The sequence below is a fragment of the Salinicoccus sp. HZC-1 genome (genome assembly GCF_046736035.1).
Taxonomy (GTDB): domain Bacteria; phylum Bacillota; class Bacilli; order Staphylococcales; family Salinicoccaceae; genus Salinicoccus.
Genome location: NZ_CP177130.1, coordinates 1,373,962 through 1,388,905, shown reverse-complemented (window position 1 = coordinate 1,388,905; position 14,944 = coordinate 1,373,962). Strand labels below are relative to the sequence as shown.

At 39.5% G+C, this 14,944-nt stretch carries 16 protein-coding genes; 5 read left to right on the top strand and 11 right to left on the bottom strand.

Translation table 11 applies throughout. The annotated features are described in order from the left end of the window. Nucleotide 1 precedes the first annotated feature (1 nt). From ACKRAT_RS06990 to ACKRAT_RS06970, 5 genes are all read right to left on the bottom strand, one after another. Nucleotides 2–1,636: a cytochrome c biogenesis protein ResB gene (locus tag ACKRAT_RS06990; RefSeq protein ID WP_411844374.1), complete on the bottom strand. Its 1,635-nt coding sequence runs from the start codon at nucleotides 1,634–1,636 to the stop codon at nucleotides 2–4. 12 nt (nucleotides 1,637–1,648) lie between these two features. Continuing rightward, nucleotides 1,649–2,185, bottom strand: a complete 537-nt coding sequence (gene resA, locus ACKRAT_RS06985) for a thiol-disulfide oxidoreductase ResA (RefSeq protein ID WP_411844373.1) — start codon at nucleotides 2,183–2,185, stop codon at nucleotides 1,649–1,651. A gap of 92 nt (nucleotides 2,186–2,277) precedes the next feature. After that, complete coding sequence (locus ACKRAT_RS06980; RefSeq protein ID WP_411844372.1) at nucleotides 2,278–3,003, bottom strand: pseudouridine synthase; 726 nt, start codon at nucleotides 3,001–3,003, stop codon at nucleotides 2,278–2,280. Then, on the bottom strand, nucleotides 3,003–3,536 hold the full coding sequence (gene scpB / locus ACKRAT_RS06975) for an SMC-Scp complex subunit ScpB (protein ID WP_411844371.1): 534 nt from the start codon (nucleotides 3,534–3,536) through the stop codon (nucleotides 3,003–3,005). The genes ACKRAT_RS06980 and scpB overlap by 1 nt, the downstream gene beginning before the upstream one ends. 5 nt (nucleotides 3,537–3,541) lie before the next feature. Beyond that, nucleotides 3,542–4,249: a segregation and condensation protein A gene (locus ACKRAT_RS06970; protein WP_411844370.1), complete on the bottom strand. Its 708-nt coding sequence runs from the start codon at nucleotides 4,247–4,249 to the stop codon at nucleotides 3,542–3,544. 32 nt (nucleotides 4,250–4,281) lie between these two features. On the opposite strand from ACKRAT_RS06970, the gene ACKRAT_RS06965 reads away from it, so the two are divergent. Beyond that, on the top strand, nucleotides 4,282–4,806 hold the full coding sequence (locus tag ACKRAT_RS06965; RefSeq protein WP_411844369.1) for a DUF309 domain-containing protein: 525 nt from the start codon (nucleotides 4,282–4,284) through the stop codon (nucleotides 4,804–4,806). Nucleotides 4,807–4,900: 94 nt separating this feature from the next. Here ACKRAT_RS06965 and deoB read toward each other — a convergent pair whose 3' ends face one another. From deoB to ACKRAT_RS06945, 4 genes are all read right to left on the bottom strand, one after another. Continuing rightward, nucleotides 4,901–6,073 carry a phosphopentomutase gene (gene deoB / locus ACKRAT_RS06960; RefSeq protein ID WP_411844368.1) on the bottom strand — a complete coding sequence of 391 codons (1,173 nt, stop codon included), beginning with the start codon at nucleotides 6,071–6,073 and terminating at the stop codon, nucleotides 4,901–4,903. 9 nt (nucleotides 6,074–6,082) lie between these two features. Continuing rightward, nucleotides 6,083–6,973, bottom strand: coding sequence for a site-specific tyrosine recombinase XerD (gene xerD, locus ACKRAT_RS06955; protein ID WP_411844367.1), 891 nt, complete (start codon nucleotides 6,971–6,973; stop codon nucleotides 6,083–6,085). Between the two features lie 3 nt (nucleotides 6,974–6,976). After that, the gene (locus ACKRAT_RS06950) at nucleotides 6,977–7,420 is read right to left on the bottom strand and encodes a Fur family transcriptional regulator (RefSeq protein WP_411844366.1); all 444 of its coding nucleotides are present in this window, start codon (nucleotides 7,418–7,420) and stop codon (nucleotides 6,977–6,979) included. A gap of 77 nt (nucleotides 7,421–7,497) precedes the next feature. Then, nucleotides 7,498–8,052 carry an NUDIX hydrolase gene (locus ACKRAT_RS06945; RefSeq protein WP_411844365.1) on the bottom strand — a complete coding sequence of 185 codons (555 nt, stop codon included), beginning with the start codon at nucleotides 8,050–8,052 and terminating at the stop codon, nucleotides 7,498–7,500. A 246-nt stretch (nucleotides 8,053–8,298) separates the two neighbouring features. Between ACKRAT_RS06945 and ACKRAT_RS06940 the strand changes: the two genes are divergently transcribed. Both ACKRAT_RS06940 and ACKRAT_RS06935 read left to right on the top strand, forming a co-directional pair. Further along, a complete protein-coding gene (locus ACKRAT_RS06940) occupies nucleotides 8,299–9,210 on the top strand; it encodes an aldo/keto reductase (protein WP_411844364.1) in 912 nt (303 codons plus the stop codon). Then, a complete protein-coding gene (locus ACKRAT_RS06935) occupies nucleotides 9,207–10,127 on the top strand; it encodes an alpha/beta hydrolase (RefSeq protein ID WP_411844363.1) in 921 nt (306 codons plus the stop codon). Before ACKRAT_RS06940 ends, ACKRAT_RS06935 begins: the two co-directional genes overlap by 4 nt. On the opposite strand, the gene ACKRAT_RS06930 is transcribed toward ACKRAT_RS06935, so the two are convergent. Beyond that, a complete protein-coding gene (locus ACKRAT_RS06930) occupies nucleotides 10,102–11,028 on the bottom strand; it encodes an MBL fold metallo-hydrolase (protein ID WP_411844362.1) in 927 nt (308 codons plus the stop codon). The two genes, ACKRAT_RS06935 and ACKRAT_RS06930, sit on opposite strands and share 26 nt — an antisense overlap. Nucleotides 11,029–11,141: 113 nt before the next feature. On the opposite strand from ACKRAT_RS06930, the gene zwf reads away from it, so the two are divergent. Together zwf and ACKRAT_RS06920 are read left to right on the top strand one after the other, a co-directional pair. Then, nucleotides 11,142–12,626 carry a glucose-6-phosphate dehydrogenase gene (zwf, locus tag ACKRAT_RS06925; protein ID WP_411844361.1) on the top strand — a complete coding sequence of 495 codons (1,485 nt, stop codon included), beginning with the start codon at nucleotides 11,142–11,144 and terminating at the stop codon, nucleotides 12,624–12,626. A gap of 19 nt (nucleotides 12,627–12,645) precedes the next feature. After that, nucleotides 12,646–13,494 carry a helix-turn-helix domain-containing protein gene (locus tag ACKRAT_RS06920; protein WP_411844360.1) on the top strand — a complete coding sequence of 283 codons (849 nt, stop codon included), beginning with the start codon at nucleotides 12,646–12,648 and terminating at the stop codon, nucleotides 13,492–13,494. A gap of 45 nt (nucleotides 13,495–13,539) precedes the next feature. Here ACKRAT_RS06920 and gndA read toward each other — a convergent pair whose 3' ends face one another. Continuing rightward, nucleotides 13,540–14,943 (bottom strand): NADP-dependent phosphogluconate dehydrogenase, encoded by a 1,404-nt coding sequence (gene gndA / locus ACKRAT_RS06915; protein ID WP_411844359.1) that lies wholly within the window; start codon nucleotides 14,941–14,943, stop codon nucleotides 13,540–13,542. Nucleotide 14,944 lies beyond the last annotated feature (1 nt).

Below are 14,944 nucleotides of genomic sequence, written 5' to 3'. Positions count from 1 at the left end.
TTTAATGCTCCTTATCTTCTGCTTTGTCTTCTATTTCCAATCTGTCAGATACCGGAGTGAATGAATGTTCCTCTAGTATTTGATTCAGTTCTTTCCTCATACCAAAATAGTTCTTGTTAGTATGAGCTGCAAGTGTAAAGCCGTTTTCCAGATTAATCCAGATACGTCTGTGGTTAATATAAGAACTGATAAAGACTCCGATCAGGAAGATGACAAAGCCGCCTGCAACCAGAGGTATTGTCAGATCTTTTTTAAGCGTAAGTACACTTGCCATATGCTGTTCAGCTTCGACGAAACGGATGCTGTATTCATTATCGGATGTAATATCTGTACTGTTCATAATTTGAAGCAGGCTGAGTTCACTTTCTTCGCCATCGGCCACTTCAAATACGAAAGCCGGATTACTGGGAACAGGTGTTTTTGAAACAAGAGTTCCATTATCCGCTATTTCTAGAAAATCCGGTGCATAGGCTCTCATATTTATTTCAACATTTTCATTTATTTGGTATGACTGATCCGGATCATCCAGATTAACAGTGAAGTTCTCACCTACCGCATTGCCATTTGCATCTTCCAGTCTGAAAGTCATCGCTTTCATCTGCGAATCATCATAGCTTGATTGGTAGAGTTCATATGAACCAAAGCGGTAAGGGTGGTTTACCCTGATGCTGTGAGTGTCTATTTCTTTCAGGTCTGGTTTTGCACCGACAACTTCTGAACTTTCGTTTTCGTAGACAGTGATATCCGTCTGGAAATTGCTTACTATATTATTTCCCTGACTCAGGGCTTTATCAAAAACTTGTCCTGACTCTTCATTATAAGTATCGAGTATGAACCCTTCGTTCTTCACGTAATACTCGCCGCCTGTGGTTGGGAGATCCGTCGTTTCACCTTCGTTGAGATAGACAATCTCGTCCACATACATCCCTGGGAAAAATCTGAGCATGCTGCCGATAAGAAGTATAATAAGACCGGTGTGGTTGATATAAGGGCCCCACCTTGAAAGTATGCCTTTTTCAAGTAAGTAATTATCTCCGTCCTGCCGGACTTTATATCTCTTGCCCTTAAGCTGGCTGATTACTTTTTCTGCATTTTCTGTGATGTCTTTATGCGTGAACAGGCGTTGTCTTCTGAAAAATGACTCATGCTTTTTAACGCGCTGGTTTTTCAGTGATTTAAACAGCGGTACTCCCCTGTCAATACTTGCAGATATGATTGACAGTGCAAGCATACCGTTCAACAGTACGAACCACCATGAGGAGTATAGATTATGGAAACCTAATGAGTAGTACAAGTACCCGAGAGTACCATAATTCTCCTGATAATAGTCCGCCGGGTCGACACCCATAGGGATGAAATATTCCTGCGGAAATATTGTGCCTATCGCCGCGGCAACCACAATTGCCAAAATGATTGAGACGCCGACTTTTACGGAAGTGAAGAAAATCCAAATTTTGTCAAAGATACTCTTTGACTTTACTTTGGACCTCACTGCACTGCCGTCATACCTCATGACGTCTTTTATCTTTTTCTTATCGTAATCACTGTTGATCATTTTTCCGCAGGACTGACACAACTGGGTGCCCGGAGGGTTTACATGACCACAGGACTCACATTTGATTTCTTTTAATTCCATCGTTCACTCATCCTATTCTGTGGCATCTTCGATGAATGCCAGGATATCCTCGTGTGTAAGCTGGTATTCCTGTTTTTTGACTACAGTACCGTCTTTGTTGACTGCAATCGTTGTTGGAAGTGGTCCGATGCTGTAGGCTTCGGTAACATCTCTCGACTGATCCAGCGCTATTGGAAATTTCAGATCCGATTCAAGTCCGGAGATGAATTGTTTAATCTGCTGTTCATTCTCTGCCACATTCACTGCTACGATTTCATAATCATCATTGCCGTATTCTGTATAGATGTCATTCATATCAGGCATTTCCTCACGGCATGGTTTACACCATGTTCCCCAGAAATTAAGAATCACACCTTTGCCATCGTCGGTCAGTTCAGAAAGCCTTATCTGTTCACCTTCCATGGTGGTAAGCTGAAAATCGACCGCCTCATCCCCCACTGCAACAGTTTTGTTATCAGAGGTCAAGTTAAACCATAATGTTACACCGATCAATACAGCGACAGTGGTGATGATGCTTATCCTTAATATATTGCGTGTTCCGCGCTTCATAATTTCACCTGCCTGTACGTTCATTCATAGATTTCATTATATCATCTAATAAATTTGTCCTGTATGACAGTATTATGACAATTGGACTGATATTACTCGTCTTTCGCATTCGCAATCAGTTTCTTAACTTCATATGGTTTAAGGAATCTGTATTCCCCTTCGGCAAGTCCGTCAAGTGTGAGGAAATCATATCTTATTCTAGTGAGTTTAATGACTTTTAGACCAAAATGCTCAAACATCCTTCTTACCTGGCGGTTCCGGCCTTCATGAATGGTAAGTTCGAGAATCATCTGCCTGTCCTTTTTATCACGGATGACTTTTACCCCGGCGGGTGACGTTTTACCATCTTCCAGAGTAATACCATTGCGCATTTCCTTCTGTTGGTCGCGCTTCAATATGCCGTCTATTTTGACACGGTATGTTTTTTGCATTTCATATTTAGGATGAGTCATATACTGTGTGAATTCTCCGTCGTTGGTCATGATCAGGATGCCTGAAGTATCGTAATCGAGTCTGCCCACAGGATAGAGTCTCACATCCATCTGTCTAAATACATCTGTTACTGCCCCTCTGTTACGGTCGTCTTCGACAGTGGAAATTTCACCGGTAGGCTTATAGTATAGAATATGAACTTTTTGTTCAGTTGCTATCGGTACACCATCCACTTCTATCTCATCTGTGCTGCTTACCTTCGAACCGAGTTCAAAAACTATTACTCCGTTCACTGCCACCCGTCCATCGACGATGAGTTGCTCTGCTTTTCTTCTAGAAGTTACCCCACTGTTTGCAATTGCTTTTTGTAATCTTATTTCTTCCATTATTCATCCTCCTCTATACTATTGAAAAATAAGTCCATTTCTTCCTGTTCCAATATATCTTTTTGGCTTGGTAAATCCTCTAAAGATTTAAGACCGAATATTTGCAGGAAATAGTCTGTGGTAATAAAGTGTACGGCGCGAGCATCCTGCATATGCTTTTTGGAAATCAATCCTTTGCCAAGTAATGTAGAAACAGGGCCGTCAGAGGCAACGCCTCTTAACATTTCTATATCCCCTCGTGAAACCGGCTGGTTATAGGCGACAATCGAGAGTACTTCTAGTGAAGCCTGAGACAATTTTGATGCAGGTTTGTCATCCAGTATTCTGCGAATGTATTTTTCCATATCCACCGTCGTCTGCAAGAAAAAGCGATCACCATGTCTTTGAATCATCAAATTGGGCCGGTCATATTTATTAACCTCGTTGTCCAATTGTTCCATTGTAACCGGGACATGCATAATCAACTGTTCTTCACTCAGGCCAACATCGCCTGCTACATATAGAAGGCCTTCAATAATATCAATCTTTTCCATGCTTACTACAGCCTTTCAATTTCAAAATTACCCTGGACTTCCAGATGAAGCGCAAGCTCCCTTGATTTTACCAGGTCCAGTATAGTTATAAACACTGCAACAACCAACGATTTCGATTCGTTGAAACTAAAAATTTCTGTGAATTTAAGTTTCCGCCTGTCGGCAAACCTGTTCCTCAAATATCCTTCTGCCTCTTCGCGCGAAACCGGTTCCCTCTGAATCGTTACATTCACAGGACGGTCTATGGAAACTCTTGAACGGACTTTCTGATATGCCGACAGAAGATCAGACAGTGAAATATCCACTTCATTGTCGTCAATATCCTCTTCTTCAAATTCCTGCGGCGCTTTTATAAAAATCCTTTCATTTTCAGACTTAAGGAGTTGGAGCTGTTCAGCATATTGTTTATAATTCTGATATTCCAACAACTGTTCCATAAGCGCTTCACGCGGATCTTCATATTCTTCTTCCATGTATGCGGGCTCAGGCAGGAGCATATGACTTTTTATTTTTAAAAGTTCACTTGCCATGACCAAATATTCACTCGCAACATTTATCTCAAGTTCTTTCATTTGATCGATGTATTCCATATACTGTTTTGTAAGAGTCTTCATTGGAATATCATAAATATCAATTTCAAGTTCCTTGATTAAATGTAGAAGTAAATCAAGAGGGCCTTCAAATATATCCAATTTTACATTATATACATCCATAAAAATACCTCTATCTTAGGAGTTGTCTTATTTTGAAACAATCTGATCTTCTAGAATTCTATAACGAACTCATTATAAAGCAAGATTACTTTGAATGCCATGAAATCATGGAAGAAGCATGGAAAAGGAAAAATCCCAGAACAAAAGAAGATCCGGAAGTATTTCTGATATTGATGGCCGTGGGAGAATATCATTACAGACGACAGAACGTGGCTGGTGCCAAAAAATCATACAGTAAGGCTTTGAAAATATATGAGGACAATCCGTTCAGCCTCGAAAACCTAGGTATGGAAGAATCGCTCATAAGTGCCATGATTTCACGCATGGAAAATATGTCTTCAGCTAAATTTAAACCATTACACTTCCCGCTTACGAGGCACATACTCCGCCGGCTTCATGAAACGTATATACACGTTTTGTCCTATGACGGTTTCCTCAATTGGATCCGGGAGCATCAGGTAACAGATGAATTCATAATCAACAAACATTTGTTAAGGGACAGGAGCCAGGTTGTACAGGAACGGGAAGCTGCACTCAAAAAAAGAAAACATCATTAATGATGTTTTCTATACTATAAATATCCAGTACACAAAGCCCCATATCAACGCAAATAAAATCAGAAATATGACAACAGAGTATCTGTTCTTCATATTATTTTAGCTCCTTCAACAAGCTTTCACCGTGAGTCTGGTATTCAATTTTAAAGTTTTCGGCAATTGTGGCCGCTACGTCACTGAAAGTATCCGAGTTGCGGATTTTACCATATGACATTTCCCGGCCGCCTTTAATTAATAATGGGACACTCTCTCTTGTATGGTCTGTTCCGGTAAACGTTGGATCGTTACCGTGATCGGCTGTAATGACCAATAAGTCATCATCTTTTAGTTTAGAAACGATTTCGGGCAGGCGGTCATCAAATGCTTTCAATGCATCACTGTAACCTTCCGGATTACGTCTGTGACCATATAAAGCATCGAAATCCACAAGATTTAGAAATGAGATTCCATTAAAGTCAGTATCCATCACTTCCAGAAGCTTATCTACACCGTCTTCATTGTTTTTACTGCGTACGGCATCAGTGATGCCTGAGCTGGTAAAGATATCATCAATTTTGCCGATTGCAATTACATCGTTGCCATTGTCTTCGAGTGCATTCAGCACTGTTTGGCCGAATGGTTCCAACGCATAGTCATGGCGGTTTTCTGTACGCGTGAAATCCTCTTTAGAATCCCCTACATAAGGTCTGGCAATAATACGACCGACAAGGAATTCCGGATCCGTTGTCATCGCGCGTACTTTTTCACAGATTTCATAAAGTTCCTCCAGCGGAATTATTTCTTCATGAGCCGCTATCTGAAGTACAGGGTCATTAGATGTATAGACGATGAGATCCCCTGTTTTCATCTGGTGCTCTCCGTACTCCTTAATGATTTCCGTACCGCTTGCAGGTTTGTTGCCCACGATGTCTCTGCCTGTTGCTTCACGGATTTTATCCAGCAGTTCTTCAGGAAAACCATCCGGATAAACTTTAAAAGGTTCTTTAATATTCAAACCGGCGATTTCCCAATGTCCTGTCATCGTGTCTTTTCCCTGCGAAACCTCATCCATTTTACTATAGAACGCTTCCGGTTTATCAATGCAGTCCACACCAGGGAGATCATCTATACACCCCAGCCCGAAATTTTCCAGGTTGGGGAGTGCAACTGGATGGGATTCCAGTGTGTGCTTCAATGTATGAGCCCCCACATCTCCAAATTCTTTTGCGTCATGCTGTTCACCGATTCCTACTGAATCAAGGACGATGAGATGAATTCTGTTAAACATTTATATCTCCTACTTTCTCGGATGGAATTGCGTATACATTTCTCTGATTTTAACTGCTGATATCTGAGTATAAATCTGAGTTGTGCTGATATCAGAATGTCCAAGCATTTCCTGTACAGCTCTCAGATCTGCTCCATTTTCAATCAGATGGGTAGCAAACGAATGTCTGAAAGTATGCGGTGTAATATTTTTACCTATACCGCTCAGCATTTCATATTTTTTAATTGTTTTCCACAAACCCTGTCTGGTAAATCCTTTACCCCTGTTTGTAATGAATAAAGCATCTGCATTTTCATCTTTTAGAAGCACCAGTCTTTCGTTTGCTATGTAGCTGGTGAGAAGCGCCCCCACATGATCAGTCATTGGCACAATACGTTCTTTGCTGCCTTTCCCTCTTACACGGATAAAACCCATATCGACATTTAAATCTGTCGTTCTTATGTCAATTACTTCACTGACCCTCAGCCCTGAAGCATATAACAGTTCCATTATTGCCCGATCTCTAATACCGGCAGTGGAACCGTCTGGTGTCTTTAAAAGTGTTTCCATTTCTTCAACTGTCAAATAAACAGGTAATTTCTTATCCTCTTTGACTGAATGCAGTCTTAGGGCCGGATTGCTGGGGGCAACGTTCTCATTCAGTAAAAACTGATGATAGTTTCTTAATGTCGATTGCATTCGAGTAATCGTTTTAGCGCTCTTTCCGTTTTCTTTTAATAACTTAAGAAAAGAAATAATCAACTCTGTATCTACAGCATTATAATTAGAAACAGATCTGTCTTCCAGAAAGTTTCGATACTGTTTTAAATCCTGCCGATAAGAACTGATCGAAGCTTGGCTCAGTCCTTTTTCCACACTCAAAAAAAGCAAATATTCATCTATATTTCTTTCAAAATCCATCAGTTACTCCTTTTCTTGGCATTGTTTGCAAACACCATGGAAAGTGAGACGATGATCCAGTACTTTGAAATTGTAATCTTTTTCTACGATTTTTTCTGCCTCTATCAGCAAGTCTTCTTCGATTTCTTCAACCGAACCGCATTCCATACAGACAAGGTGATGGTGGAAGTGATTGGCACCCTCTTTCCTGAGATCATAACGGCTGACCCCATCGCCGAAGTTTATTTTATCGAGAATTTTAAGATCACTCAGCAGTTCGAGCGTACGATATACAGTTGCCAGTCCAATTTCCGGATACTTGTCCTTTACTTTCATAAAGACATCCTCGGCACTTAAATGGTCCTTTTCGTTCTCAAGCAGAACCCGGACAGTCACTTCCCTTTGGGGCGTAAGTTTGTATCTGGCTTGCTGAAGTACTTCTTTGATTCTCTCAATCCTGTTTTCCACGTGTTCACCTACTTTGTTTGATAATCACAAACATTATATCGAATTTATCACTATTTTAAAAGTCTTATTTATAATCATTATAAATTATGCTTCTCAATTACATGTTGAATTGCAATGATAGTTTTTGAGTCCCTGACAGAGCCATCCGATAATTTTTGTCTGAGATTCTGGAGCGGTATTTTTACAACATCTAAAAATTCATCATCATCCAACTTTTGATTTTTCATTTTTATATCTTTCGCTTCATAGAGATAGACGAGCTCATTTGAAAAACCTGGTGAAACATAAAATTCATGCAGTTTCTCAAGATTATCCGTCACAGCTCCGATTTCTTCTTCCAGTTCACGTCTGGCAGACTCCTCCGGCAAATCACCTTTTTCAATCTTGCCGGCAGGCACTTCCAGTAAAAATTCATCAGGGGCAATACGGTATTGTCTTACAAAGTACATGAGGTCATCATATACTGCAACGAGACAGACGGCACCATTATGATATACGATTTCTCTTTTTGATTTTTCTCCATTGGGTAATAAAACAGTATCATGATCCACTTGAATCACTCTGCCGTCAAATACTCTGTCAGAGTGGATGACTTTCTCTTTCAAATGATCATAATTGTTGTTCTCTGTCATGATTAACTTCCTTTCCACTATAGGCCTCAGCATGTGACTTTTTGAATAAACATGATATCATATATATCGTCTGTTCCAGCGAGCATAATATGTAAACTATGCCTTTATGAATATGTTCCCATATTCTCTTCTGTGAAGCAATTAGTTTAATGGAGTAATTTTTGCACATTACTGCAAGATTATCCTTTCAATTGCTATAATTAGAATGAGCATGTTGAAAAGATTATTTAAAAAGGACTGATTTTAATGAGAAACTTAAAAATTAAAGATGGATTTTCCCTCTCAGAACTTTCTTTGGGATGTATGAATCTTCCGCTTGATAACAAAGTTGAAGCTGAAAAAATAATTGAATCCGCATTAAATGCCGGAATCACTTATTTTGATACAGCGGACCTTTATCAATTCGGGGAAAACGAAAAACTAGTAGGAGAAATTTTAAGCAAATATCGCAGTCAGTATGATTTTACCCTCGGTACAAAAGTCGGGAATCAGTTTGATGAAAAAAAACAGGAGAAGATTGCATGGAATCCAACAGCATCTTACATTAAGGAAGCAGTCAAAGATTCACTCCATCGGCTCAGAGTCGATCAAATCGACCTATATCAACTGCACGGCGGTACCATTGAAGATGATAAAGACGAAACAATCAGTGCTTTTGAAGATTTGAAACAGGACGGCATAATTAAAAGTTACGGAATTTCGTCCATCCGGATGAATGTCATTGATTATTACAAACAACATAGTTCAATCGCAACTCTGATGATGCAATTCAATCCAATTGATAACAGACCGCTTGAAGTAGTCGAAGACCTTAATGACATTCAGGTGCTTGCACGCGGTCCGGTGATGAAAGGACTGCTGAGTGAAAAATCTTTAAAAGTATTGGATGAAAAATTTGATGATGGTGTACTTGACTATTCAAATGAACAGTTGAAAGAAACTATCGAATCCCTTCTATCCATTAATACAGATTTAACGGCTCTGTCATATGAGTTTCTAAGAAAGAACGATGCAGTGATTGTTAATGGTGTGAGCAGCGTAGAACAGTTAAATTCGAATTTGAAAAGCTATGACAAAGCCGGTGATTTAACAGATGAAGAATACAGCAGAATATTAAATGCAGTAAAAACTTTGCAGTATGGAGAGCATAGAATATGAAATCGATGATCAAATGGTTGATTACAGCCATATCATCTTTAATTGTTTTATTGGTTTCACTCGGATACTTTGCTTCGAGTCAGATCTTGTTTTTCAAGTTAAGAGATGTGGAAGTAATCAAAAGGCGTGAAACGCGTGCAAAGCGCCTAAACATGGAAGAATTTCAGAAATTAAAACAGGATGATGTGCTGATACCTTCAAGATTTGATTACAGTATCAATGCTGTTTTCGTCCATCCCAATGAAACGGATAAATGGATTGTATTGTGTCACGGCGTAACAGAGAATAAAATAAGCTCTATAAAATATTTAAATATGTTTGTAGAAATGGGATATAACACCGTGATTTATGATGCCAGACGCCACGGAAACACAGGCGGCCTACATTCCACTTATGGATTTTATGAAAAATATGATCTGGAGACGGTCGTCGATTATTTATTCGATCATTACGGTCCGGATATAGAAGTCGGTATTCATGGTGAATCAATGGGTGCTGCCACAATGATCCTGTATGCCGGCGAGTTATCGAACAGAGCTAAATTTTATATATCGGATGCGTCCTTCTCTACTTTAGGCGACGAGTTGACTAACATATTCAGTCAATATACCAAAATAGCATCTCCGCTTGTTTTACTCTTTACGAACATTTTCTTTAGAATAAGAAGCAGGTTCTCTCTCTTTAAAGTATCACCTATCCGTGTGATAGAAAGGATTGAACAGCCAGTACTTTTCATCCATTCGAAACCGGATAAGTTCATTCCGTATGAACAGAGTAAAAAACTGTATCATAAGAAAAAGCCACCAAAGGTGGCCTGGTATCCTGAACGGGGCGGACATGTCGAAAGCTATAACAGGAATCCCAAGAAATACAGGGAAGTTGTAGATTCATTTATAAAGAAATACGCGGAATGGTAATTTCGAGATAATCATGGGCGATGAATACATTTTCATTTAGCCTCCCCTTGATTATCTCCATATCTTCTTCGTCATACCGATTACTTATATGACTGAATAAAATCTTTTGATACTGGATCTGTGAAAAGTTTTGAAGCACATTTTGTATTTCTGAATGGAAATACATGTGTGCTTTTTCTATTTCTCCATCCAAATATGTGGCTTCATGCACAATTAGATCAGAGCCGTCAATAAGAGAAAGATAGTCCGGCTGTGTAATGACTCTCGTATCTCCATGCACAGCTACCTTTCTTCCAGGCACCGGTGCACTCAAAAAGTTTTTAGTATTATAGGTTTTTCCATCATGCCAAAAAGTAACTGAATCCTTAATTTCCTTATATAATGGGCCAGGTTTAATGCCGATGGATTTCAACTTATCGGTATTTAATTTACCCAGTTTTTCCGGTTCATTGAATACGTACATGTAACTATCAATTGTATGCTCGAGCAAATATGTGTCTATGGTGAATCCTTCGACTTCATACTGGTCATTATGAGATACTTCTATATATTGAATTGGATAGTTCAAATGAGAATTGCTGGTTTTTAAAGTAAGATCAATCCACTCCTTTAATCCTGGCGGCCCATAGACTGTTAACGGGATATCTTCGCCGCCCTGATGGGCACGGGAAGACAGGAATCCAGGCAAACCATATAAATGGTCACCATGGAGGTGTGTGATGAAGACGTGTTTAATTTTGGATGGCCGTACAGTCGTGTGTAAAATACGATGCTGCAGACCTTCCGAAGCATCAATAAGAAAATATTGATTTATTTCCTCCACTGCATCTAAGACATAACTCTGTGTATTTCTGGTTCTTGAAGGTATACCCGCTCCAGAACCAAGCACTGTAAATTTCATATAATCACCTATCTATAATGGTTGCTTCATTATATCATATTAAAGAGTTGTATTTTCTAGTGTACAGTGGAATAATAAAATCAGGAAAAATTTGATCAAAGGACTTGTTGGAAATGATTACACAACCATTTAAAGTAGCCATTGCACTCTTTGGTGCAACCGGCGATTTATCAAGAAGAAAACTATTGCCTTCTATGTTTCATTTATTTCAGGAAGGATCTTTAAAAGATGATTTTGCAATAATTGCCGTAGGCAGACGGGATTTTTCGGACGATGATTTTAGAAAAACTGCAGAAGAATCCATCAGTGCCAACAAGAAATTAGAAAACCTGGATGGTCTGGAAACATTTCTTGAGCACGTATTTTACGTGAAGTTGGACATTGCAGACAGCAACACTTATAAAGTGCTAAACGATAAATTTGAATCTCTTGAAGCTGAATTCGATACCGGTAATAACAGATTGTTCTATTTAGCAATGCCACCTCAGTATTTTACAGTGATTACAGATAATTTAAGAGAATCCGGGGTAACAGATACATCCGGATTCAGACGTCTGATCATTGAGAAACCATTTGGCAAAGATTACGATAGCGCGCTGGCACTTAATAATCAAATAACGAAAACGTTTGATGAACATGAAATCTACCGTATTGACCATTATTTAGGAAAAGAAATGGTCCAGAATATAGAAGTGATCAGATTCAGTAACAGTCTGTTTGAACCACTGTGGAACAATCATTATATTTCCAATATACAAATAACCTCATCTGAATCACTCGGCGTTCTTGACCGTGGAGAATATTACGAAAAAAGCGGTGCAGTGAGGGATATGTTCCAAAACCATATGCTCCAGATTGTTTCTCTGCTCGGAATGGAGCCGCCGATCAGCCTGAACAGTGATGATATCCGTGATGAAAAGATAAAAGTATTAAAAAGCCTTCGGAGACTCGGAGAAAAAGAGGTTAAAAAACATTTTGTTCGGGGACAGTACGATGAAGGTCTTGTTGAGGGGAAAGCAGCCTCAAAATATAGAGACGAGGAAAATGTTGCAGAAGATTCAAATACTCCAACATTCATCGCTTCCAGACTTTATATCGATAATTTCAGATGGGCCGGCGTTCCTTTTTATGTACGTACAGGCAAACGCATGAAAGATAAAGAAACTAAAATTGTCGTTGAATTTAAAGAAGTGCCCAGAAACTTGTATTATCAGGCTGAAGAAGATGATGTCCTTGCTAAAAACCTGCTGGTGATCCGTATTCAGCCGGATGAGAGTATTACACTTCATTTAAATGTGAAAGACTATGCCGGTGAAAAAGATACGAAGGAAATTAAACTTTCGTATACTGTCGCCAAACAGGATCTTGCCCGTACTGTAGATGCATATGAAAATCTTATTTATGATTGTTTAAATGGCGATTCCACAAACTTTACACACCAGGAAGAACTGATGAATGCGTGGGCATTTGTAGACCCTGTTAATAAAGTCTGGGAAAACGATGCCGCTTCATTCCCCAACTACCAATCCGGTTCCAGCGGTCCGATAAAGAGCAATCTGTTGCTTTCACGTGATGGTTTTAAATGGTGGGATGTATGATGAATGAAATGAGGATATCATGGAAACAGTAAATTTCGTAGAAAAATTCATCGTATATATTGAAGATCATTTGAGAGATACGATTGATTATGATAAAGTGTTGAACAATTTAGGTGTTGAACAGAAATCTTTCATGACGATCTTTACATCTTTAGTGGGCATGACACCTTATGAATACCAGCAAAAGCGTAAGATGACCGAAATCGCTTATGAATTATATACCGGTCACAGAAGAATTATAGATATCGCCAAATATTATGGTTACCGCAACATTGAAGCGTTTAAAAGTAACTACTATGATGTGTTTGGGATTTCTCCATATGAAACAGAGAAGCATTTTAGGTCCCTGGATCTTCTTGAACGTATTTCTTTTGAAGTGGTGCCGGTGGATAAACCACGTTATCCTGCAAGGAGAAAGTATCTGGAAAGCCTTAGAATTGTAGGTGCAGCAGAACGGTTCCCGATTTCTGATTATAATGCAGAGGGTAAATACCGATTCCTGGATTATTTGAACAGAAATGGAATTATTGATGAGCTGCTCAGATATAATAATGGCCGGATAAAGGGTGTTATAATGCATGAGAGATATGTGGACAATGAAATGGAGCTTCTGATCGGAGTTTCTTCTACTCTTATGTCACCATTTGAAGAAACGTATACTGAATCCAGCGACTTCGCAATATTTGAGTCCCAGGGATCGGCGCCAAAAACAATTGAGGATATTTACAGCTATATATTCAGAAGATGGCGTTTTAAAGAAAACAGCGAACTGAACTGTAATTTCTCTTTGGAAGTTTTAAAGAGTACGTTTGATATCGGGTCGCCGGATACTAAAGTTCAAGTATGGCAGGCTTTATATATTGATTAATCAAAAAGCAGTGCCCGGGAGGAATCCCGGGCACTGCTTTTTTGGTCACTTAAACCATTCTGTATGGAATACGCCCTCTTTATCAAGTCTTTCATAAGTATGCGCACCAAAGTAATCACGTTGAGCCTGAATCATGTTACTGGAGACCCGGCTTTGTTTCATGCTGTCGAAGTATGAGACCGCACTTAGGAATGCCGGCATCGGAATTTCATTTTCAATTGCATATCCTGCGACCTTACGCAGGCTATGTTGATTGTTTGTTACAATTTCTTTAAAGAAGTCATCCAATATCAGGTTAGTTAAATCTGGGCTGTTTGAATATGCATGATTTATTTTTTCAAGGAAGTGTGCACGAATGATGCATCCTTTACGCCAAATCATAGAGATTTCTCCAAGTTGCAGATTCCATTGATAAATATCGCTTGCTTCCTTGAGCAGTCTGAACCCCTGGGAATAGCACATCAGTTTGCTGATATAGAGTGCATTTTTAAGGTCTTCAAGGACAGCTTCTTTATCTGTCTCAACAGTGCCCATCTCGCTTGGATAGGCTTCACTGATCAGAGCACGCTCATCTATCAGGCTGGACAGACATCTGACAAATACACTGTCTGTGATCAGAGATAATGGAATGCCGAGTTTCAGTCCTTCGATCCCTGTCCATTTACCTGTCCCCTTCTGCCCCGCTTTATCAAGGATGAGATCAAGAACATAATGGCCTTCTTCATTTTTGAATTTTAATATTTCAGCTGTGATTTCTATCAGGTAACTGTTAAGTTCTCCCTTATTCCAATCAGAAAATACATCGCTCATCTCGTCATTGGACATTTTCAGCGCATGTTTCATAAAGAAGTAACTTTCAGCAATGAGTTCCATATCAGCATACTCGATACCATTATGGATCATCTTGACGTAATGGCCGCTGCCGTCATCGCCGATATAAGTCACGCAGGGCTTACCGTCATCTGCTTTTGCAGCGATTTTTTCAAAAATATTCTTAACATTATCATATGCCTGTTTTTGACCGCCGGGCATTAAAGAAGGACCGTTCAAAGCCCCCTCTTCCCCACCGCTGACACCCATGCCGATGTAGTTTATTCCTTTTTCTGTAAGTTCAATATTCCTGCGTCTTGTATTCTCATACTGCTCATTACCACCATCGATAAGTGTATCTCCAGCCTCAAGCAGAGGAGCAACTTTTTCAATCGTCTGGTCGGTAACTTCACCTGCTTTAACGAGCATCAGAATATTTTTCGGCTTTTTTAAATCATTGATGAACGATTCCAGAGAATCTGCAATATCGACGCCTTCCTGCTTTAGTTCATTCAGCCGGTTCTTTCGGACATCGTCGAAGAAGTCATAAGTGATCACTTTAAAGCCGTTGCGCGACATGTTTTTTGCTATATTCGTTCCCATTACCCCGAGTCCGATGACTCCAATATCATAAATCATA

Bases quoted from the DNA above. Each gene is read 5' to 3' on its own strand.
- resA (WP_411844373.1), bottom strand. From the start codon at position 2,185: ATGAAGCGCGGAACACGCAATATATTAAGGATAAGCATCATCACCACT.
- ACKRAT_RS06980 (WP_411844372.1), bottom strand. From the start codon at position 3,003: ATGGAAGAAATAAGATTACAAAAAGCAATTGCAAACAGTGGGGTAACT.
- xerD (WP_411844367.1), bottom strand. From the start codon at position 6,973: ATGGATTTTGAAAGAAATATAGATGAATATTTGCTTTTTTTGAGTGTG.
- ACKRAT_RS06990 (WP_411844374.1), bottom strand. From the start codon at position 1,636: ATGGAATTAAAAGAAATCAAATGTGAGTCCTGTGGTCATGTAAACCCT.
- gndA (WP_411844359.1), bottom strand. From the start codon at position 14,943: ATGATTTATGATATTGGAGTCATCGGACTCGGGGTAATGGGAACGAAT.
- ACKRAT_RS06970 (WP_411844370.1), bottom strand. From the start codon at position 4,249: ATGGATGTATATAATGTAAAATTGGATATATTTGAAGGCCCTCTTGAT.
- ACKRAT_RS06935 (WP_411844363.1), top strand. From the start codon at position 9,207: ATGAAATCGATGATCAAATGGTTGATTACAGCCATATCATCTTTAATT.
- scpB (WP_411844371.1), bottom strand. From the start codon at position 3,536: ATGGAAAAGATTGATATTATTGAAGGCCTTCTATATGTAGCAGGCGAT.
- ACKRAT_RS06940 (WP_411844364.1), top strand. From the start codon at position 8,299: ATGAGAAACTTAAAAATTAAAGATGGATTTTCCCTCTCAGAACTTTCT.
- ACKRAT_RS06920 (WP_411844360.1), top strand. From the start codon at position 12,646: ATGGAAACAGTAAATTTCGTAGAAAAATTCATCGTATATATTGAAGAT.
- deoB (WP_411844368.1), bottom strand. From the start codon at position 6,073: ATGTTTAACAGAATTCATCTCATCGTCCTTGATTCAGTAGGAATCGGT.
- zwf (WP_411844361.1), top strand. From the start codon at position 11,142: ATGATTACACAACCATTTAAAGTAGCCATTGCACTCTTTGGTGCAACC.
- ACKRAT_RS06945 (WP_411844365.1), bottom strand. From the start codon at position 8,052: ATGACAGAGAACAACAATTATGATCATTTGAAAGAGAAAGTCATCCAC.
- ACKRAT_RS06930 (WP_411844362.1), bottom strand. From the start codon at position 11,028: ATGAAATTTACAGTGCTTGGTTCTGGAGCGGGTATACCTTCAAGAACC.